The following is a 19,524-nucleotide window of genomic DNA, read 5'->3' on the forward strand; positions in this document are numbered from 1 at the left end:
TTGATCATGCCGAACTCGGTGACGTATGAAAACGGTTATGGCACAAGATGATTCGTAACCGAAACATGCTGTCATTCATCCCGTTGTCGGCGGCTTAGGGGTCGCTTGGAAGAACCCGCCGAGGACGATCTCGTCGCCCGCCTCCGGTTCGGCACCGCCGCCGCGAACAACACCCATGACACAAGCACCAGCATGAACACCGTCGCCTGGACAAGCACCGCCGCGCCAGCTGGGTAGAGCACCCCGGCGATGTAGTGGTCGATGAAGCCCGCAGACGGCAGCTGCGCCATACCGGCATGCGCACGCGCCCATCGCTCGGCGTCGGTCAGTGGACAAGGGAAGTGCAGCAGGACACTGCCCAATCCCCACAACACCGTGAGCACGTGCAGCGCGATCGTGCGCGGCCACCGCAGCGCCAGGAAACCGCCGACGACGAGGTAGGCGAGGAACATGAAGTGGACGGTCGCCACCACGACGACGGCGATGAACACTCCTCCACTGTGGCACGCGGGCCCCGATCGAGAGGACACTAGGACGCGGAGGATCGCAATGCGACGATTTTCTAGCCTGACCCGCGGCGCCGGCACACCCTACGCCGACCGCCGTGAAGCCGGGCGCGCCCTGGCCGCCGCGCTCACGACCTACCACGGCACACCCGATCTCTTGGTGCTGGGTTTGCCGCGCGGCGGCGTGCCCGTCGCATGGGAAGTGGCCGCCGCCCTGCACGCGCCGCTCGACGTGTTCGTCGTCCGCAAGCTCGGCGCACCGCGCTGGGAGGAACTGGCCGTCGGTGCGCTGGCCAGCGGCGGGCTGGTGGTGCTCAACGACGAGGTGGTGCGCAGCTTGCACATCAGCGAAGAGCAGCTGCAGCAGGTGATCGAGCGGGAAAGCGCCGAACTGACGCGCCGGGAGAGCGCCTACCGGGGCGGCCGACCGCCGATCGACTTGGCGGGCCAGACGGTCATTCTGGTTGACGACGGGATCGCCACCGGCGCAAGCATGCTGGCCGCCGTGCGGGCCGCGCGCGCCGCAAACCCGGCGAAGATCGTCGTCGCGGTTCCGGTGGCGCCGCCAACAGCGTGCCGGCAGCTGGCCGAAGCCGCCGACGACGTGGTGTGTGTGGCCACACCGCCGTCATTCATGGCGGTCGGCGAGTACTACCGCAACTTCAGCCAGACCTCAGACGACGAAGTGCGCAAGCTTCTGTCCTCCCCTACCTGCTGAGGTCAGCGCTCGGTCTTGTCTTCCTCGGCCACCGGCGCCTTCTCGTCGCCGGCACGCTCTTCGTCGGGGTATTCCTCGTCGAACTCCTGCGCCTCGGCCGGGGACTCCTCCGAGGCCTCTTTCGGAGTCTCCTCTGCGGAGTCCGCGGCAGGCGTGGTGTCGCGTTTCTGCCGCTCGCGCACGGCATCCACGATGAGCAGGATCACGCCGATCACACTGGCTCCGATGCACACCCACGCGATCACCTCGTTGCTGGTGACGACCGCAGTCACCAAGGCGGCAAGGCCGATCACGGCCATGACCAGTGCGACGATCAGCATTGATCAGCCTCGGGGCTAGTTGCCCCTGTTGTACTGATTGAACGCGCCGCTGTCGCTGTTGGCGCTCGAGTCGACGGGAGCGGCGGAGCCGCGCTGACCCAGTTCCTCCAGCTGCGACTCCAGGTACGTCTTGAGCCGGGTGCGGTATTCACGCTCGAACGTGCGCAACTGCTCGAGCCGTCCTTCCAGCACCGTGCGCTGCTGGTTGATGGTTCCCATGATCTCCGAGTGCTTGCGTTCGGCATCGGCCTGCAACGCGTCGGCCTTCTCCTGGGCTTGGCGCAGCTGGGTCTCCGAGCGCATCTGCGCGTCGGCGAGCATCGCCTCGGCGCGCTGGCGCGCCTCGGTGACCGTGGTCTCGGCCTCGCGCCGGGCCTCCGAAAGGATCTGGTCGGCGTTGGCGCGGGCGTCGGCGAGCAGCTTGTCGGCCTCCGCCTTAGCGGTGCTGGTCAGCCGGTCGGCGGTGTCCTGGGCCAAGGCCAGCACGCGGGCGGCCTTGATGTGGGACTCTTCGTCGACGGGGCCGGGCGCAGCGGCCGGCGTGGGCGGCGCCTCGTACGCGGGCTGCGGTGCCTCGTAGGCGGGCTGCTGGGGCTCGGGCTGCTGCTGCTCATACAGCGGAATGGCCTGAGTGGTGGCCGCGCCGTTGCCAGACCGCGCGCCGGCCAGCTCTTGCTCGAGCTCGCCGACCCGCTGCCGCAGATCCGTGTTCTCCTCGATCAGTCGCGTAAGCTCGGCCTCGACGAGATCGAGGAACGCGTCGACCTCATCCTCGTTGTAGCCGCGTTTGCCGATAGGCGGCTTGCTGAATGCGACGTTGTGAACGTCGGCGGGCGTTAGCGGCATTTTCTGCCCCCTCAAAGTTCTGGACGGTCGAAGCTGATCTAGGAGTGTAGACCGTGGTCGGTGCCCGGACTGTAACTGCCGTCCATCCTGTCACATCAGAACCGCCGGTTGCAGGCGAGGATAATAATTAAGAAGGAATTTCAATCTCTGCGGCGCGCCAGGTTTTAGGCGCCGGCATTGAACGCCAGGTTCATTCCAATGAAGGCGACCAGCAGCAGGACCATGATCGAAAGGTCGAAGCGGACCGCGCCGACGGTGAGCTGAGGAATGATGCGCCGCAACAGCTTTACCGGCGGATCGGTGACCGTCAGAATGATTTCGAGGATCACCACCGTGACACCCCGCGGCCGCCAGTCCCGGCTGAACGAGCGAATGAATTCGATGACCACGCGGGCGATCAGCAGCAGCCAGAATAAGAACAGCGCGAAGCCCAAAATGTCGAAGAACAGCCGCAACAGGCCCGACCTCACTAGAGACGTAGACGACAGCGCCCCCCGAATAGGGAGCGCTGTCAGCCTACCGATGGCTCACTGGTAGGCGTAAAAGCCCGCCTCAGCGATGCGCCGGCGTTCCTCAGCGCTGACGTCGACGTCTGCCGGCGACAGCAGGAACACTTTGGTGGCCACCTTGTCGAAGGAACCGCGCAGCGCGAACGCCAGGCCGGCGGCGAAATCCACCAGCCGCTTGGCGTCGGCGTTGTCCATCGATACGAGGTCCATGATCACCGGGGTGCCGTCACGGAACCTCTCCCCGATGGTGCGTGCCTCGCTGTAGTCCTTCGGCCGCAGCGTGGTGATTTTCGATAAGGGGCTGCCGGCCTCGAACAGCTCGGCCATCCGACGGGGGTCCATCGCCAGCGAGCCGCGGGTAGCGCCACGCAGCGCACCGAACCGCGAGCGACCCATTTCCGGCGGCCGGTCGAATTCGCGCGGCCGGAACCGCGGCTCGTCGTAGCCGCGGTACGACGGCGCGTAGTCGTCCGCGTCGCGATCGTCGTAGTCGCGATCGCGAGCTTCGTAGCGACGACTCGGGCGGTCATAGCCGTCGTCGCCGAACCTCTCCGAATGCGGCCGGCGCGGATAGCTGCGTCCGCGGTCCTCGTCGTCGTAGTACTCGTCGTCGTAGTCCTCCATCGGCGCCATGCCGAAGTAGGCCTTGACCTTGTGAAGCGTACTCATCGGTGACCCTTTCGGGAGGCTCGTGGTTGACGACTACTTGATGTTGGTGTGACAGGAGTGACTACTGCAGGTGACGATAAAGGCCGCGGTCCCAACAACGCGGTACCGACACGCACACAGGTGGAACCGTGTTTCACGGCAGCCTCCAAGTCGTCGGACATGCCAGCCGACAGGCCGGAGGCTTGCGGATGGGCGCGAAGTACCCGCTGATGCTCGGTGTGCAACCGCGCGAACGCCCGCTCCGGATCCCAGTCCAGCGGCGGTACGGCCATCAACCCGACCAGCGACAGGCCCGCCGCGGAAGCCACCGCGTCGCACACGTCGTCCACGAGCTCAGGCCGGCGTACGTCCACCCCGCCGCGCTGCGGATCACCGTCGAGGCTGACCTGCACAAACACCCGCAGCGGCGGCCCGCTGACGGCGCGGTCCAACGCCTCGACGAGTCGAATGGTGTCGACGGAGTGCACGGTGTCGGCCCAGCGGGCGATCGAGCGGGCCTTGTTGCGCTGAATCCGCCCGACCATGTGCCAGTGCACGTCTTTGTCGACGAGCTGGGCGACCTCGGCAGCCTTCGCCGCGGCCTCCTGGTCGCGGGATTCGCCGACGGCGCGGCAGCCGAGCCGGGCCAAGATCGCGACGTCAGAGGCGGGGAAGAACTTGGTGACCGGCAGCAGGTCGACGTCGGCCGGGTCGCGGCCCGCCGCCGCGGCGGCGTGGTCGATCCGCTGGCGCACGGCCGCCAACGAGCGCGCCAATTGCTCTTGGCGTTCGGTCATTCCATCCATATGACGGAGGCGAGCCGACCTGTCGTCGCTTGTCTGCGGTGACTGAACAGCTTCGGGTCGTCGACCGTGCAGCGCGGGTCGATGTCGATCGCCTTCACCCCCAAAGCGCTGAGCTGACGAGCAATTCCGGCCCGCAGGTCCAATGCCGCAGTGCCGCGCCGGCTGGTGGTGCGGCTACCGGGCAGCGCGGCTTCGACCTCGGCGGCCATCTCCTCGGGCACCTCGTAGTTGGCGCCGCTGACGGCGGGGCCCAGCAGCGCCGAGATGTCGTCGGGGTGAGCGCCCGCAGCCTGCATCGCCTCCAGCGTGCGTGCCACCACACCGCGCTGGGCGCCGACCCGGCCGGCATGCACGGCCGCCACCACGCCGGCGCGCGCATCTGCCATCAGCACCGGGACACAGTCGGCCGTCACCACCGCCAGCGCCAGCCGTAGTGTCGTCGTCAGCAGCGCGTCGGTGTCGTCGACCGGCCTGTCCCGCGGCCCGTCGACACGCGTCACCCGATCGCCGTGTACCTGATTCATCCAGATCAGCCGGTCCTCGTCGAGCCCGATCGCCGCGGCCAGCCGTTTCCTGTTGGCGGCCACCGCTTCGGGATCGTCGCCGACGTGGTCGCCGAGGTTGAACGTGTCGAAGGGTGGCCCGGAAACGCCGCCGTCGCGGGTAGTAGTCACCCGCCGAACCCGAATGGTCACGCAGCCAGTATTTACCGGCGCATGAACGGCGGCACGTCGACGTCGTCGTCATCGTCGCCGCCGATGCGCACGGTCGCACCGTTGGTGTGCGCGGGAACGGCGGCCGGGTCACCGGGCTCGAACAGCGTGGAGGTGACCTTGCCGGCCGCACCGGCCGCTACCTTCGCACCGGCACCCACCACGGGCTTCGCGTGCCTGGCGCTGACCGCGTCGAAGCCCGCGGCGATCACGGTGACCCGCACCTCGTCGCCCAGCGAGTCGTCGATGACCGTGCCGAAGATGATGTTGGCGTCGGGATGTGCGGCTTCCTGCACCAGCGACGCGGCCTCGTTGATTTCGAACAGTCCCAGGTCGCTGCCGCCCGCGATGGACATCAGCACGCCCTGCGCGCCTTCCATCGACGCCTCGAGCAGCGGCGAATTGATCGCAATCTCAGCGGCTTTGAGCGCGCGGCCGTCGCCGCGGGCCGAGCCGATACCCATCAGCGCGGTGCCAGCGCCGCTCATGATGCCTTTGACGTCGGCGAAGTCGACGTTGATGAGCCCCGGCGTGGTGATGAGGTCGGTGATCCCCTGCACGCCGTTGAGCAGCACCTCGTCGGCGCTGCGGAACGCATCCATCAGCGACACGTGCGCGTCGCCCATCTGCAGCAGCCGGTCGTTGGGGATCACGATCAGCGTGTCGCAGCTCTCCCGCAGCGCGGCGATCCCGCCCTCGGCCTGCGCGCCGCGGCGCTTGCCCTCGAACGAGAACGGCCGGGTGACGACGCCGACCGTGAGCGCACCGAGTTTGCGAGCGATGCTGGCGACGACGGGGGCGCCGCCGGTGCCGGTCCCGCCGCCCTCGCCGGCGGTGACGAACACCATGTCGGCGCCGCGAAGCAGCTCTTCGATCTCGTCCTTGGCGTCTTCGGCGGCCCGGCGCCCGACTTCCGGGTCGGCGCCCGCGCCGAGTCCTCGGGTCGAGTCGCGACCGACATCGAGCTTGACGTCGGCATCGCTCATCAGCAGCGCTTGCGCGTCGGTGTTGATGGCGATGAACTCCACGCCCTTGAGGCCTTGCTCGATCATCCGGTTGACGGCGTTCACGCCGCCGCCGCCGATGCCGACGACTTTGATGACGGCGAGGTAGTTATGCGGGGGGGTCATCAATAGCCTTCCTCCCAACCCTCAACCTCAACCAGAGGCTTAGAGTTATGTCAAGTAGTTCCGCGCAACCAGAACGGTATGGCCGCATGCCGCGCTATCCGCGCAGGCGCGCCGATGCGAAAGCAGGAATTTCTATTTGACCGTCGGCAGGTCGGGGCTCGACACGTCGTAGGTGTGGCCTGGCCGGGTCAGCAAGGCCGCCAGTTTCTCGGCCTTCTCGTCGGTGCGGTCGTTGGTCCCCCAGATCACCACGCGCCCGTCGGCAAGTGTGAGCGTGATGGAGGCGACCGACGGCGCGGCGATACGTCCCACCTGCCCGGCAACCTCGGGCCGCAGTGCAGTCAGCACGGCCAGCGCGGCCTTCGTGGGCGGATCGCTGGGACCCGGATGGTCGACGTCGAGGTACGGCACACCCGGCGGCGGCGGCGCGGTGGCGAAATCCACGCCGTCACGGTCGAAGAGATGCGTGCCGTCCGGCATGTCCTTGACCGCCACCGGGATTCGCTCCACCACCGTGACTCGCAACGACGACGGATACTCGCGCTGCACGCGTACCGAGGCCACCCGGCTGATGGTCGCCACGCGGTTCGCGACCTTGCCGGTGTCGACCTGGAGCAGCGGCGTGCCGTGCGGTGTCGCCACCGCCGCGACCACTTCCTCGCGCGAAATCACCTGCAGGCCATCGATATTCAGATTGCGCACCGACATCAGCGGCGTGAAGTACAACACCAATCCGAGGCCGACTGAGATGACGGTGATGAGCACCGCCCATACCAGCACCTTGAGCCCCCGGACCACGCCGCGCCGGGACGGTTGAGGGGCAGTGGCCGTGGCGGTGACTTTGCGCTTGGCCTCGCGGCGGGCGTCCTCGATCGCCCGCGCCCGGGCGGCCGCGGCGCGACGCTGCTCGCGCTCCCGGCGGGCACGTCGCCGCGGTCCCTCTTCCAGCAGAGGCTCGGTCATCCGCTCACCCCGGAGCGGCGAGGCGCGCTGCGGTTGGCCTTGACGTGCAACGAGTTCACGATCTCCGGCCCCAGCATCGTGATGTCGCCGGCGCCCATCGTGACCACCACGTCGCCGGGCCGCGCCACCTCTGCCACCCGGTCAGGCGCCGCCGCGAAATCCGGCACGTAGGACACGGGGACGCTGACGTGCTCGGCGACCATCGCCCCGCTGACTCCGGCCCGGGGCTGCTCTCGCGCGCCGTAGACGTCCAGCACGAACACCAGGTCCGCGTCGTCGAGCGCGGCGCCGAACTCCCGCGCGAAAAGTTCAGTGCGCGAATACAAATGGGGCTGAAACACCGCGATCGCGCGGCCGCTGCGGTCGGCGGCGCGCGGTGCCTGCTCGATCAGCGCACGCACCGCCGCCAGCGTCGCGCGGATTTCGGTGGGATGGTGCGCGTAGTCGTCGAACACCCGGACCGAGTCGGCGACGCCCACCAGGTCGAACCGGCGGCGTACTCCCTCGAAACCGGCGAGCCCGTCGAGCACGCACTCGGGTTCCGCGCCGGCATCGACTGCCGCCACCAGCGCACCCAGCGCATTGAGCGCCATGTGCCGCCCGGGCACCGACAGCCGCATCACCCTGCGCCGCGACTCACCGGCCAGCTGCACCTGAGCGACAGCGCCGGTGCCCTGCTGCTCCCAGGACAGCAACTGCCCGGCCAGCGGCAACGAAGCGTCACTGCCGTAGCGCAGCACCCGAACTCCCTTGTCCGCCGCCCGCTCGGCCAACGCCGCCGCACCCGGGTCGTCGACGCACACCACAAGCGCGCCGCCGGGCGCAACGCGGTCGGCGAAGTCGTCGAACACCTTGGTGTAGGCCTGCGCGCTGCCGAAGAAGTCGAGGTGGTCCACGTCGATGTTGGTCACCACCGCGACGTCAGGCGTGTACTCCAGAAGCGAGCCGTCGCTTTCGTCGGCCTCGGCGACAAAGTAGTCGCCGCTGCCGTGATGCGCATTGGTGCCGGCCTCCCCCAAGTCGCCGCCGACCGCGAACGACGGGTCCAGCCCGCAGTGCTGCAGCGCGACGATCAGCATCGACGTGGTCGACGTCTTGCCGTGCGTGCCCGTGACCATCACTGTGCGGTAGCCGTCCATGAGCTTGGCCAGCACCTTCGGCCGCAACACCACCCCAATGCCGCGCCGGCGCGCCTCGACGAGTTCCGGGTTGTCCTTCGGAATCGCCGCGTGCGTGGTGATCACCATGGTGGGCCCGCCCGGCAGCAAGTCCAGCGACGCCGGGTCGTGGCCGATGCGGACCTCGGCACCGCGGGCCCGCAGCGCGAGCACCGCGCGCGACTCCTTGGCGTCCGAACCCGACACCGCGGCACCGCGGTCGAGCAGGATGCGCGCGATCCCGGACATCCCTGCCCCGCCGATGCCGACCATGTGAACCCGCGCCAACTCGGGGGGCAACGGCCGCACGGTCACCGTCGCCCCGCTTTTTTCGGCGGGCGGGCGTCGCGCGCGAGGTCTAGCGCCACCCGCGCCACCCGCTCGGCGGCGTCGCGATGGCCAACAAGCGCCGCCGCGGCCGTCATCGCGGCGAGGCGGGGCCCATCGGTGAGCAGCTCGGTGACGGTCTGCGCGACGAAGTCCGGCGTCAGGTCTTTGTCGTCGACCAGCAGGCCCCCTCCGGCGTTGACCACTGGCAGCGCGTTGAGGCGTTGTTCGCCGTTGCCGATCGGCAGCGGCACGTACACGGCCGGCAGCCCCACCGCCGATACCTCGGCCACGGTCATCGCTCCCGACCGACAGATCGCCAGGTCGGCGGCCGCGTACGCCAGGTCCATGCGATCCAGGTAGGGCACCGCGAGGTAAGGCGGATCGCCCGGTGCGGGCTCCGGCAAGTCCAGGCGATTCTTGGGGCCGTGCGCATGCAGCACCGAAATGCCTTCGGCAGCAAGGTGTTTCGCGGCACCCGCCACAGCCCGGTTGATGGACGCCGCACCCTGCGAGCCGCCGAAAACCAGCAGCACCAGCGCGTCGTCGTCGAACCCGAAGAACGCCCGCGCCTGCGCGCACACGGCCATGCGGTCCAGCCCCGTGATCGACGGGCGCAGCGGCACGCCCACCACCTCGGCGCCGCGCAGGCCCGAGTCGGGCACCGCCGCCAGCACGTGTTGCGCATGGCGTGCGCCGACGCGGTTGGCCAGGCCGGCACGGGCATTGGCCTCGTGGATCACCACCGGCACGCGGCGCCGGCGCGCGGCAAGGTAGGCCGGCAACGCCACGTACCCGCCGAAGCCGACGATCACGTCGGCGCCCACCGCGTCGAGGATGGCGCCTGCCTCACGCACCGCCTGCCGGATCCGCAGCGGAAGGTGCGCGAGGTCGCGGCTGGCTTTCCGGGGCAGCGGCACCGGCGTGATCAGCTCGAGCCGATACCCCCGCTCAGGCACCAGGCGGGTTTCCAGCCCCCGCGCGGTACCGAGTGCGGTGATTCGGACATTCGGGTCCAGGGCCTTCAGTGCGTCGGCGACGGCCATGGCGGGCTCGACATGGCCAGCGGTACCGCCGCCGGCGAGCACGACGGAGACCGCCTTATTGCCGTTCACCAGCGGCGGGCACCGATGTTCTTCGCGCTACCGGTCATGGCTGCCTCTCCTGAAGTTCTGCTGCGCGCACCTTCACCTCGGGTGGTGCGGCGCCGGCCGTTGTGACGCTGGCCGACTCTATGATGCCCTGACCGTCGCGACCCACTTGCCGCGACCTTCGTCGACGTCGTGGGCTTCGCGGGCTTGTTGGGCTTCGTGGGCTTCTTCGACTTCTTCGGCGTTTCGGCGGAGGGCCGCGACCGCAGCCGGTCGCGCAGCGCCTCGGTGCGGCTGGGCACGTACGGCTCGGGCAGGGCCAGCCGCAGCAGCCGATTCATCTTGTCGTCGCGGCCGGCCCGCAGCGCCGCCACCGCCTCCGGTTCGTGCCGGGCCGCGTTGGCGATCATGCCCATGATGAAAAGCGTTGTGGCCGTTGATGTTCCACCGGCGGAGATCAGGGGCAGCTGCAAACCGGTGACCGGCAACAGCCCGATCACGTAGCCCACATTGATGAAGGCCTGGCCCAAAACCCACATGGTCACGGTCGCCGACAACAGCCGCAGGAACGGGTCGGCCGAGCGGCGCGCCACCCGCATCCCGGTGTAGGCGAACAGCCCGAACAGACACAGCAACCCGAACGCGCCGACGAACCCGAGCTCTTCGCCGATGATCGCGAAGATGAAGTCGTTGTGGGCGTTGGGCAGGTAGTTCCACTTCGCGGTGCCCTGGCCCAGCCCGTCGCCGAATACGCCACCGTTGGCCAACGCATACTTGGCCTGACGGGCCTGGTAGCCGGAGTCCTGCGGGTCGGCGCCAGGGTTCAGCCACGACCGCACGCGGTCGGAGCGGTACCCCTCGGAGACCGCGAGGATGGCGCCGGCGCTGATCGCTGCGAACAGTGAGCTCAGGAACACCCGCAGCGGCAGGCCGCCGTACCACAACAAGCCCAGAAGGATGATCGCCAGCGACACCGTCTGCCCGAGGTCGGGCTGCGCGACGATCAGGCCGAGTGCGATCACCGCGGCGGGCACCAGCGGAATCAGCATCTCGCGCAGCGACGCCCGCTCCATACGGCGGCCGGCCAGCAGGTGTGCGCCCCAGATCGCGAACGCGATCTTGGCCAGCTCCGAGGGCTGCATGGACAACCCGGCGATGACGAACCAGCCGCGAGATCCGTTGGAGTAGTGCCCGATTCCGGGCACCAGCACGAGCACCAGCAGAAGGATGGTGAACGCGAAAGAGAACGACGCGGTGCGCCGCATCACCCGAACCGGAACCCGCAGCGCGATGTAGAACCCGACGAGCCCGATCACCGTCCAGAGCACCTGGCGGCCGAAGATCACCCACGGCGAGCCGTCGTCGTCGTAGGACCGCACCCCCGACGCTGACAGCACCATGATCAGCCCCAGCGACGTGAGCAGCGCGACGACGGCGATGACGAGGTGAAACGAGGTCATCGGCCGGCCCAGCCACGCACCGACCCCGTTTCCCCGACTACGAAGTCGGGCCAGCGTGTCGCGCATCGCCACTACCGGGTCGCGCCGCGGACCGCGGCAGCGAAGGCGTCGCCGCGGTGGGCATAGCCGGTGAACTGGTCGAACGACGCCCCGGCCGGGGCCAGCAACACCGTGTCACCGGGCCGGGCCAGGCGGCGGGCCGCTGCAACGGCCTCGGCCATCACTCTTTCCCCAACAGACTCACTGGCCTCTTGCACCACAGCATCGTCTCCCGTGGTGACCTCGACGACGGGGACATCCGGGGCGTGTCGCGATAACGCGTTGGCAACTACGGCCCGATCCCGGCCCAGCAACACCGCGCCGACCAGCCGATTCGCCACTTCGCGCACCATGTCGTCCACCGAAGCGCCCTTGAGCAGGCCGCCCGCGACCCACACCACCCGCGGATAGGCCGTGATCGACGCCTGGGCCGCGTGCGGGTTGGTGGCCTTGGAGTCGTCGACGAACGTGACGCCGTCGACGACCGCGACCACTTGAGCGCGGTGCGGGGCCACCCGAAACGACGCCAAGCCCGCAGCGATCGCGTCGGCGGGCACGTCGACCGCGCGAGCCAGCGCTGCGGCGCCCAGGGCGTCGAGCACACCGACCGGCCCCGGCACGGGAATCACCGACTCGGCGACCAGCGGCAGGTCCATCGCGAAAGCACGGTCCGTTAGCGTCCCGTCGCGAACCCCGAGCTCGCCCGGTGCCGGCTCCCCCAGCCGGAAGCCGACGCGTATCGCGGCCGGGGCGTCCTGCAGCAGCCGGGCGGCCACCGGATCGTCGACGCCGGCGACCGCCACCCGGCCGGTCAGGGCCCGGGCCTTTGCGGCCGCGTAGTGCTCGAACGAACCGTGCCAGTCCAGATGGTCCTCGGCGACGTTGAGCACCGTGCCGGCCTCAGGCCGCAGCGACGGCGCCCAGTGCAGCTGGAAGCTGGACAGCTCGACTGTGAAGAACTCGGCGGGCTGGTCCAGGACGTCGAGCACCGGGCTGCCGATGTTCCCGCACAGCACGCTGCGGCGCCCGGCCGCCAGCAGCATCCCGTGCAGCATCGACGTGGTGGTGGTCTTGCCGTTGGTGCCGGTGACCACCAGCCAGCGGCGCGGCGGCCCGAAGCGTCCGGACGCGTCGAGCCGCCATGCCAGCTCGACGTCGCCCCAGATCGGCACGCCGCTGGTGGCGGCGGCCGACAGCAGCGGGGTCGTCGGGGAAAATCCCGGGCTGGTGACCACCAGATCGAAGTCGGCGATCCGCTCGGCGGCCTCGCTGGTCCCCACCACGATCGCCGGTTCGGACAGCCGCTGCAGCGCCTTGGGGTCGTCGTCACAGATGTAGAGCCGTACACCCATCGGTGTCAGCGCGGCGCTCACCGCCCGCCCGGTGATCCCTGCGCCGGTGACCAGCACCCGCGTGCCAGGTTCGAGGACGTCGGCCATCTCAGTCGCCTATCGCGGCAAGCCATTCGCCGTAGAACAGAGCCACGCCCAGCCCGCACGCGATCGCGGTCAGCAGCCAGAACCGGATGATCACCGTGGTCTCGGCCCACCCCACCAGCTCGAAGTGGTGATGAAACGGCGCCATCCGGAACACCCGGCGGCCGGTGGTGCGAAACGCCAGGATCTGGAGCACCACCGAGGTGATCTCCGCGACGAACAGCGCACCCAGCACCACCGCGAGCAGCTCGGTGCGGCTGCTCACCGACAGCCCGGCGATGATGCCGCCCAACGCCAGCGAGCCCGTGTCGCCCATGAAGATCTTGGCCGGCGCAGCGTTCCACCACAAAAAACCGATGCACGCGCCGGCCGTCGCCGCGGCGACCAGCGCCAGGTCCAGCGGATCGCGCACGTTGTAGCAGCCCAGCCCGGGGTGCGTCGAGCAGGCGTTGCGGAACTGCCAGAACGTGATGATCACGTAGGCGGCGGTCACCATCGCCATGCACCCGGCGGCCAGCCCGTCGAGTCCGTCGGTGAAGTTCACCGCGTTGCTCCAGGCGCTCACCAGCACCACACAGAACAGCACGAACAGCGCCGGCGGCAACGTCACCGTGGCGACCTCACGCACATACGAAAGCTGCGCACCCGCCGGGGTGAGCCCGTCGCCGTTGCGGAACTGCAGCACCAATATGCCGAACAGGATCGCTGCGACGATCTGCCCGACAGCCTTGGCGGTCTTGTTCAGCCCGAGGTTGCGGGCCTTGCGGACCTTGATCAGGTCGTCGACGAACCCGACCGCGCCCAGCGCGGTCGCCAGCCCCAGCACAAGCAGCCCGGACGCCGACGGTCCGCGGCCGTCCAGCGCGAGGCCGACCAGGTGAGTGCCGAGGTAACCGGCCCAGATGCCGGCGACAATCGCGACGCCGCCCATCGACGGCGTGCCGCGCTTGTGCTTGTGCGTGGGCGGACCGTCGGACCGAATCTCGTGGCCGAACCCTTGCCGCGTGAAGAGGTTGATCAGCAGCGGGGTGAGCAGGATCGACACCGTCAGCGCAATGCCGACGGCAATGAGGATCTGCCTCATGCCGTGCTGTCCGCCAGCGCCCGGGCCAGCGCGCCCAGCCCGGCCACGTTCGAGGCTTTCACCAGCACGACGTCACCGGGAGCCAGTTCTGCGCGCAGCAGCGCAAGCGCAGCGTCGGCGTCGTCGACCATGGTCACCGAAGTCGTCTGGGGGCCGCCCGAGGAACCCTCCATGACCGCTGCCTGATGCATGGCGCGCATCGACCTCCCGGTTCCGACGACGACGAGTCGAGAGACATCTAATCGCACGGCCAGTCGCCCGATGCGATCGTGCTCGGAAACCGCGTCGTCGCCGAGTTCGCCCATCTCGCCCAGCACGGCCCAGCTGCGGCGCCGACCGCTCGGCCGGTTCGCCATCCAGGACAGTGCCTGCAGCCCGGCCCGCATCGAGTCCGGGTTGGCGTTGTAGGCGTCGTTGATCACGGTGACGCCGTCGGCGCGCGTACTCACCTCCATCCGGTGTCCCGACACCGGGCCCGCGGCGGCGAGCGTGTTCGCCACCTGTTCGGCCGTGGCGCCGCACTCCAGCGCCACCGCCGCCGCGCACAGCGCATTGGTGACCTGGTGTTCGCCGTGCACGGCCAGCCGCACGGGCACGTCGGTGCCGGCGGCGTGCAGTGTGAAGCTGGGCCGGGCCAGCTCGTCGAGCGTGATTTGGTCGGCCCACACGTCAGCCGGTCCGGTGCGGCTCACCCTCACCACGCGGGCGGCCGTCACCTCGGCCATTGCGGCGACTGAGGGGTCGTCGACGTTGAGAACCACCACGCCTGACGGCGGAACTGCTTGCGGCAGTTCGGATTTCGTTGCAGCGATGGCCTCCCGCGAGCCGAACTCACCGAGGTGGGCGGTGCCGACGTTGAGGACGGTCGCCACCGACGGCCGCGCGATGGCGGCCAGCTCGGCGATGTTGCCGGGCCGGCGCGCGGATATCTCCAGCACCAGGAAGTCGGTGTCGGGCGTGGCGCGCAACACGGTCCACGGGTGGCCGAGCTCGTTGTTGAACGACCCCGGCGGTGCGACCACCTGCCCTAGCGGCGCCAACAATGCGGCAATCAGGTCCTTGGTCGAGGTCTTGCCCGACGAACCGGTGATGCCGACGATCGTCAGTCCACCGGCCACCAGCTCCGCAGCGACGAACGCGGCGAGCCTGGCCAGCGCGGCCAGCACCGCGGCGCCGGAACCGTCGGTGTCGTGTTCGAGCACACTCGCGCCCGACTCCCTCTTGATCGGTTGCACGACGATCGCCGGCACACCGACCGGCCGCGCGGCCAGTACCGCCACAGCGCCCGCTTGCACGGCGGCGGCAGCGTGATCGTGTCCGTCGGACCGCGCGCCGGGCAGCGCAAGAAACAAGCCGCCGGGGGTGACCTTGCGGGAGTCGAACTCGACCGTGCCGGTGATGCGCAGCTGTGCGGCGTCCGCGGGCGAGACATCAGCCAGCTGGCCGCCGACGATCTCGGCGACCTGAGCGACGGTCAACTCGATCACGCCGTGGAGGTTATCGCGCTGAGCGCCGCGGCAAGCTCCTCGCGGTCGTCGAACGGGCGGGTGACGCCTTTCACGGTCTGACCCGTCTCGTGCCCCTTGCCGGCGACCAGCACGACGTCGCCGCGGCGTGCCCACCTCACCGCGTGCGCGATCGCGGCACGCCGGTCGCCGATTTCGACCACTTCCGCCGCCCGGCCGGCTTTCTCGGCGCCGCTCAGGATTGCCGCGCGGATGGCGGCAGGGTCTTCGCTGCGGGGATTGTCGTCGGTGACGACGACCAGATCGGCCAGCTCAGCGGCGATGCGGCCCATGGCTTTTCGCTTGCCGGGGTCGCGGTCGCCGCCGGCACCGAACACCACCGCCAGCCGGCCGCTGCTGTGCACGCGCAGGTTCTCCAAGACAGCCTGCAGCGCGCCCGGCTTGTGCGCGTAGTCGACCAGCGCCAGGAAGTCCTGCCCGCGGTCGACCGGCTCCAGGCGCCCGGGCACCCGCGCGGCGGCAAGCCCCGGGGCCGCCTGCGCGGGCGCCACACCCACTGCATGCAAAAGGGCAAGGGCCAAAAGGGCGTTCGTGACGTTGTATCGGCCGGGCAGGGCTATCGCGATCGGGTGCCGGTGGCCCTCGGGGTCGACGGCCACGAACTGCTGGCCGCCGTCGGGCCGGGCGCGGATGTCGGTCGCGTACCAGTCGGCGGTGCCGTCGACGCTGACTGTGACCGGCTGCACCGCACGAGCCGCCATCTGGCGGCCGGCGTCGTCGTCGACACACACCACCGAGACGGCTGCCCGCAGCGGCGAGTCGGCGGCGAACAGCCGCGCCTTGGCCTCGAAGTAGGCCTGCATCGACGGGTGGAAGTCCAGGTGATCGCGGGACAGGTTGGTGAAGCCCGCCACCGCGAATCGCACACCGTCCACGCGGCCGAGCGCCAGCGCATGGCTGGACACCTCCATCACCACCACCTCCACGCCGCGGTCTGCCATCTGCGCGAGCAGCGCTTGCAACGCCGGCGCCTCGGGCGTGGTCAGCGCACTCGGCTGGTCCACGCCGTCGACGCGGATGCCAACGGTCCCGACAAGCCCGGCACGCCGGGCGGCCGACCGCAGCCCAGCCTCGACGAGGTAGGTGGTGGTGGTCTTTCCGGACGTGCCCGTCACGCCGATGACGGTCAGTTTGGCCGACGGGTCGCCGTACACCAGCGACGCGGCGGCGCCGAGCACGGAGCGGGGATCCGGGTGCACGAGCACCGGCACGTCGACCGCCAGCATCGCCGCGCCCACCGGGTCGGTGAGCACCGCAACGGCGCCGGCCGCCACGGCGTCGTCGGCGAACGAGGCGCCGTGCACGTTCGAGCCGGGCAGCGCGGCGAACAGGTCGCCGGGGTGTGCGTCTTGCGCGCGCAGGGTGACACCGGTGACGGCGACGTCCGCGCCGGGCGGGGCGTCGGCGCCGACGCGGGCGGCGACTTCACGCAGCTGGACGGACATCGTCAAACCGTACCCAGGTGCGGTGTCAGGCCTGCAACGTCAGCGGCGGCCCAGGGTCGGCAGACAGCGGGATGTTCTCACGTTGCAGCAGCCAGCTGGCGATGTTGTGGAACAGCGGCGCCGACGACGAGCCGGGCTTGCCGTCGGCGGCCCTCTTGGGGTTGTCCATCATGATGCCGACGACGTAGCGCGGGTTGTCGGTGGTGGCGATGCCGGCGAACGTCGTCCAGTACACGTCGTCGAAATAGCAGCCGCAGGCGGGATTGATCTGCTGGGCGGTGCCGGTCTTGCCGCTGATCTGGTAGCCCTCGACCGCGGCCTGCGGTCCCGTGCCCTGCTGTACGCCGGTGGGGTCGTGTTGCACCACCGCGCGCAGCATGTTGCGCACGGTTTGGGCGGTCTGCGGCGACACCACCCGGATACCGTCGGGCCGCGGTTCTTCGGTCCGCTTGCCGTCGGGCGCGACGGTCGCCCGCACGATGCGCGGCGGTATCCGCACACCGTCGTTGGCGATCGCCTGGTACATCGCGGTCATCTGCAGCAGGGTCATCGAAAGGCCTTGCCCGATGGGCAGATTCGAGAAGGTCGAGCCCGACCATTGGTCGATCGGCGGCACGATGCCGGCGCTTTCGCCCGGCAACCCGACGCCGGTGCGCTGGCCCAGCCCGAACTTCGTCAACATGTCGGCAAAGCGCTCAGGGCCGACGCGCTGGGCCAGCATCAGCGTGCCGACGTTCGACGACTTCCCGAAGACACCGGTGGTGGTGTAGGGCATGGTGCCGTGTTCCCACGCGTCGTGCACCGTGACGCCGCCCATGCTGATCGACCCGGGCACCGACAGCACCTCGTCGGGGTTCGACAGCCCGAACTCGATCACCGACGACGCGGTGACGATCTTGTTCACCGACCCGGGCTCGAACGGCGACGACACCGCCAGGTTGCCCAGCTGTTTGTCTTCCTGCCGGCCGATGTCCTGGCTCGGGTCGAAGGTGTTGTCGTTGGCCATGGCCAGTACTTCGCCGGTCTTGGCGTCCAGCACCACCGCCGCGACGTTGTGCGCGCCGGACAGCCCCTTGGCCAGCTCCACCTGCTGCTGGACGTAGAACTGGATGTCGTTGTCCAAGGTGAGCTCCACTTCGGAGCCGTTGACGGCGGCGTGCCGATTGCGGTAGCTGCCGGGAATCACCACGCCGTCGGAGCCGCGGTCATAGGTGACCGAGCCGTCGGTGCCGGCCAGCACACCGTCCATCGCGTCTTCGAGGCCGAGCAGCCCGTGGCCGTCCCAGTCGATGCCGCCGACGATGTTGGCCGCCAGCGAGCCGCCCGGGTACTGACGGATGTCCTGGCGTTCGGCGCCGACCTCGGGGAACTTCGTGATGATCGCGCTGGCGACCGCGGGATCGACCGCGCGGGCCAGATAGACGAACGTCTCGTTGCTCTGCAGCTTTTTCAGCACCGTCGCGGCGTCGGGCCGGTTGCCCAGCCGCTGCGCCACGCCGTCGGCGATCTCACGCAGCCGCTGAGCAGGGTCGGGTGCGGCGGGATTCTTCTGCTTGGCCTCGGTGAGCTGTTTGCGGATCTTCTGCGGCTGAAACGTCAGCGCCCGCGCCTGGGTGGTGAAGGCCAGTTTGTTGCCGTGGCGGTCGACGATGCTGCCCCGCACCGCCTTCTCGACGTCGGTGACCTTCAGCTGGCCCGCAGCCTCCGCCCGCAACTTCGCCGCACCAGGCACCTGGAGGTAGAACAACTGCGCCGCGGCGATCAGCAGCAGCACGAGGATGACGGTGTTACCCGCGCGGTGCCGCGCGACGAACGACGCACCCTTGGTGGTGGCCTTGACGATCGGGCGGATCCGCCGGTCCCGGGCCGAGCGCGGGGTGCCGCCGCGCCGAGGGGCCGAACGTTGGCCGCCGTGCCTCACGTCGGCGGAACGGCGGTCGGAGATGCCACGCTGTTGGATTGTTCCGGCACGGCTTGCGGATTCGGCGCATTTGCCGGCTGCGGCGCGTCAAGCGGAGCGGCCGGAGCCGGCGGGCCGGCGACATTCGGCACCGCGCCGGGGCCGGGCAGCGGGCCGGTGGGCGTGGGCATCACGGGCGGGCGCACCACCACTTCGGGACCGGCAGGACTGGCGCCGGGTACCGCACCGGGCCGAGGCACCATGACCGGCACCTCGGTGCGGTTGACCGACACTGGCGGTGGCGCCGGCGTCGGATCGGGCAGCTTGGTGTTCAGCGGCGGCGGTGGGGTGCCTTCGGCCGGTTTCGGCTCGCCGACCACCACCCAGTTGCCCGCCGGATCCTGCACCAGGTGCGCGGTGTCACGCGACGGGATCATGCCGAGGTTGCGTGCCGCCTCAGCCAGCGCGGGGGCGGCCTGCGCTTCGAGCACCTCCCGCTCGAGCGATTCCTTCTGCTGGGTCAGCACCCGGTTGCGCTCACGGGCACTGCTGAGTTCGTAGGAGCGCTCGGCAGCATCGGTGGACAGCCACAGCGTCAGCGCCAGTCCGATGCCCAAGGATCCGATCACCAACACCACGAACGGCACCTTGGCCACCAGTGTCTGCGGCCGCAGGTCGATTGACGACAGCCGAGCGATCAGCCGTTCGCGTAGTGGTTCGCGAATCGGCTTGGGCGCCTTGGCTTTACGCGCCTTCGCCCGCGCCTTGGCCTGACTGGAGCTGGTGGCGGGTGCCGGGCGCCGGATCGGCGTCGTGCGTGGACCGGAGCGCACGGGGCGCCGAGCCCGGGCCGGACGATCCACGACCGGTGTATCGCGCCTGCTGGTCATGAATCACCTT

At 69.5% G+C, this 19,524-nt stretch carries 19 protein-coding genes; 1 reads left to right on the forward strand and 18 read right to left on the reverse strand.

Going from position 1 to position 19,524, the window contains the following annotated elements; all coding sequences use genetic code 11:
• Positions 1–71 precede the first annotated feature (71 nt).
• On the reverse strand, positions 72–491 hold the full coding sequence (locus tag AC5Y4N_RS19335) for a DUF2784 domain-containing protein (protein WP_499911675.1): 420 nt from the start codon (positions 489–491) through the stop codon (positions 72–74).
• Between the two features lie 58 nt (positions 492–549).
• Between AC5Y4N_RS19335 and AC5Y4N_RS19340 the strand changes: the two genes are divergently transcribed.
• Positions 550–1,224 (forward strand): phosphoribosyltransferase, encoded by a 675-nt coding sequence (locus AC5Y4N_RS19340; RefSeq protein WP_499911674.1) that lies wholly within the window; start codon positions 550–552, stop codon positions 1,222–1,224.
• Between the two features lie 2 nt (positions 1,225–1,226).
• Here the strand turns inward: AC5Y4N_RS19340 and AC5Y4N_RS19345 are convergent, their stop codons facing one another.
• The 17 genes from AC5Y4N_RS19345 to ftsL form a co-directional block, all read right to left on the reverse strand.
• On the reverse strand, positions 1,227–1,544 hold the full coding sequence (locus AC5Y4N_RS19345) for a DUF308 domain-containing protein (RefSeq protein WP_499911673.1): 318 nt from the start codon (positions 1,542–1,544) through the stop codon (positions 1,227–1,229).
• A gap of 15 nt (positions 1,545–1,559) precedes the next feature.
• Positions 1,560–2,390: a DivIVA-like cell division protein Wag31 gene (wag31, locus tag AC5Y4N_RS19350; protein ID WP_499911672.1), complete on the reverse strand. Its 831-nt coding sequence runs from the start codon at positions 2,388–2,390 to the stop codon at positions 1,560–1,562.
• Between the two features lie 164 nt (positions 2,391–2,554).
• Positions 2,555–2,845, reverse strand: a complete 291-nt coding sequence (locus tag AC5Y4N_RS19355; protein WP_499911671.1) for a YggT family protein — start codon at positions 2,843–2,845, stop codon at positions 2,555–2,557.
• A gap of 72 nt (positions 2,846–2,917) precedes the next feature.
• Positions 2,918–3,568: a cell division protein SepF gene (locus tag AC5Y4N_RS19360; protein ID WP_499911670.1), complete on the reverse strand. Its 651-nt coding sequence runs from the start codon at positions 3,566–3,568 to the stop codon at positions 2,918–2,920.
• On the reverse strand, positions 3,565–4,353 hold the full coding sequence (locus AC5Y4N_RS19365; RefSeq protein ID WP_499911669.1) for a YggS family pyridoxal phosphate-dependent enzyme: 789 nt from the start codon (positions 4,351–4,353) through the stop codon (positions 3,565–3,567). Before AC5Y4N_RS19365 ends, AC5Y4N_RS19360 begins: the two co-directional genes overlap by 4 nt.
• Positions 4,341–5,048, reverse strand: coding sequence for a peptidoglycan editing factor PgeF (gene pgeF, locus AC5Y4N_RS19370; RefSeq protein WP_499911668.1), 708 nt, complete (start codon positions 5,046–5,048; stop codon positions 4,341–4,343). Before pgeF ends, AC5Y4N_RS19365 begins: the two co-directional genes overlap by 13 nt.
• 11 nt (positions 5,049–5,059) lie before the next feature.
• A complete protein-coding gene (gene ftsZ / locus AC5Y4N_RS19375; protein ID WP_499911667.1) occupies positions 5,060–6,196 on the reverse strand; it encodes a cell division protein FtsZ in 1,137 nt (378 codons plus the stop codon).
• Between the two features lie 132 nt (positions 6,197–6,328).
• Complete coding sequence (locus AC5Y4N_RS19380; protein ID WP_499911666.1) at positions 6,329–7,159, reverse strand: cell division protein FtsQ/DivIB; 831 nt, start codon at positions 7,157–7,159, stop codon at positions 6,329–6,331.
• A complete protein-coding gene (gene murC / locus AC5Y4N_RS19385; RefSeq protein ID WP_499911731.1) occupies positions 7,156–8,589 on the reverse strand; it encodes a UDP-N-acetylmuramate--L-alanine ligase in 1,434 nt (477 codons plus the stop codon). Before murC ends, AC5Y4N_RS19380 begins: the two co-directional genes overlap by 4 nt.
• A gap of 38 nt (positions 8,590–8,627) precedes the next feature.
• On the reverse strand, positions 8,628–9,758 hold the full coding sequence (murG, locus tag AC5Y4N_RS19390) for an undecaprenyldiphospho-muramoylpentapeptide beta-N-acetylglucosaminyltransferase (protein WP_499940546.1): 1,131 nt from the start codon (positions 9,756–9,758) through the stop codon (positions 8,628–8,630).
• The gene (gene ftsW, locus AC5Y4N_RS19395) at positions 9,755–11,260 is read right to left on the reverse strand and encodes a putative lipid II flippase FtsW (protein WP_499911665.1); all 1,506 of its coding nucleotides are present in this window, start codon (positions 11,258–11,260) and stop codon (positions 9,755–9,757) included. The genes murG and ftsW overlap by 4 nt, the downstream gene beginning before the upstream one ends.
• Before the next feature lie 5 nt (positions 11,261–11,265).
• Positions 11,266–12,672, reverse strand: a complete 1,407-nt coding sequence (murD, locus tag AC5Y4N_RS19400) for a UDP-N-acetylmuramoyl-L-alanine--D-glutamate ligase (protein WP_499911664.1) — start codon at positions 12,670–12,672, stop codon at positions 11,266–11,268.
• A gap of 1 nt (position 12,673) precedes the next feature.
• A complete protein-coding gene (gene mraY, locus AC5Y4N_RS19405) occupies positions 12,674–13,753 on the reverse strand; it encodes a phospho-N-acetylmuramoyl-pentapeptide-transferase (protein ID WP_499911663.1) in 1,080 nt (359 codons plus the stop codon).
• Entirely contained in the window at positions 13,750–15,240 is a 1,491-nt protein-coding gene (locus tag AC5Y4N_RS19410; RefSeq protein WP_499911662.1) for a UDP-N-acetylmuramoyl-tripeptide--D-alanyl-D-alanine ligase, read from the reverse strand. Before AC5Y4N_RS19410 ends, mraY begins: the two co-directional genes overlap by 4 nt.
• Positions 15,237–16,724 carry a UDP-N-acetylmuramoyl-L-alanyl-D-glutamate--2,6-diaminopimelate ligase gene (locus AC5Y4N_RS19415; RefSeq protein ID WP_499911661.1) on the reverse strand — a complete coding sequence of 496 codons (1,488 nt, stop codon included), beginning with the start codon at positions 16,722–16,724 and terminating at the stop codon, positions 15,237–15,239. Before AC5Y4N_RS19415 ends, AC5Y4N_RS19410 begins: the two co-directional genes overlap by 4 nt.
• Before the next feature lie 25 nt (positions 16,725–16,749).
• Positions 16,750–18,645, reverse strand: coding sequence for a peptidoglycan D,D-transpeptidase FtsI family protein (locus AC5Y4N_RS19420; protein ID WP_499911660.1), 1,896 nt, complete (start codon positions 18,643–18,645; stop codon positions 16,750–16,752).
• On the reverse strand, positions 18,642–19,514 hold the full coding sequence (gene ftsL, locus AC5Y4N_RS19425) for a cell division protein FtsL (RefSeq protein WP_499911659.1): 873 nt from the start codon (positions 19,512–19,514) through the stop codon (positions 18,642–18,644). The genes AC5Y4N_RS19420 and ftsL overlap by 4 nt, the downstream gene beginning before the upstream one ends.
• Positions 19,515–19,524 lie beyond the last annotated feature (10 nt).

Source organism: Mycobacterium sp. NGS19, assembly GCF_059813155.1.

Excerpts from the sequence above, each read along its gene's own strand:
- AC5Y4N_RS19340 (WP_499911674.1), top strand. The coding sequence starts at position 550 with ATGCGACGATTTTCTAGCCTGACCCGCGGCGCCGGCACACCCTACGCC.
- AC5Y4N_RS19345 (WP_499911673.1), bottom strand. The coding sequence starts at position 1,544 with ATGCTGATCGTCGCACTGGTCATGGCCGTGATCGGCCTTGCCGCCTTG.
- wag31 (WP_499911672.1), bottom strand. The coding sequence starts at position 2,390 with ATGCCGCTAACGCCCGCCGACGTTCACAACGTCGCATTCAGCAAGCCG.
- AC5Y4N_RS19360 (WP_499911670.1), bottom strand. The coding sequence starts at position 3,568 with ATGAGTACGCTTCACAAGGTCAAGGCCTACTTCGGCATGGCGCCGATG.
- AC5Y4N_RS19365 (WP_499911669.1), bottom strand. The coding sequence starts at position 4,353 with ATGGATGGAATGACCGAACGCCAAGAGCAATTGGCGCGCTCGTTGGCG.
- ftsZ (WP_499911667.1), bottom strand. The coding sequence starts at position 6,196 with ATGACCCCCCCGCATAACTACCTCGCCGTCATCAAAGTCGTCGGCATC.
- AC5Y4N_RS19380 (WP_499911666.1), bottom strand. The coding sequence starts at position 7,159 with ATGACCGAGCCTCTGCTGGAAGAGGGACCGCGGCGACGTGCCCGCCGG.
- murC (WP_499911731.1), bottom strand. The coding sequence starts at position 8,589 with ATGGTCGGCATCGGCGGGGCAGGGATGTCCGGGATCGCGCGCATCCTG.
- ftsW (WP_499911665.1), bottom strand. The coding sequence starts at position 11,260 with ATGCGCGACACGCTGGCCCGACTTCGTAGTCGGGGAAACGGGGTCGGT.
- murD (WP_499911664.1), bottom strand. The coding sequence starts at position 12,672 with ATGGCCGACGTCCTCGAACCTGGCACGCGGGTGCTGGTCACCGGCGCA.
- mraY (WP_499911663.1), bottom strand. The coding sequence starts at position 13,753 with ATGAGGCAGATCCTCATTGCCGTCGGCATTGCGCTGACGGTGTCGATC.
- AC5Y4N_RS19415 (WP_499911661.1), bottom strand. The coding sequence starts at position 16,724 with ATGTCCGTCCAGCTGCGTGAAGTCGCCGCCCGCGTCGGCGCCGACGCC.
- ftsL (WP_499911659.1), bottom strand. The coding sequence starts at position 19,514 with ATGACCAGCAGGCGCGATACACCGGTCGTGGATCGTCCGGCCCGGGCT.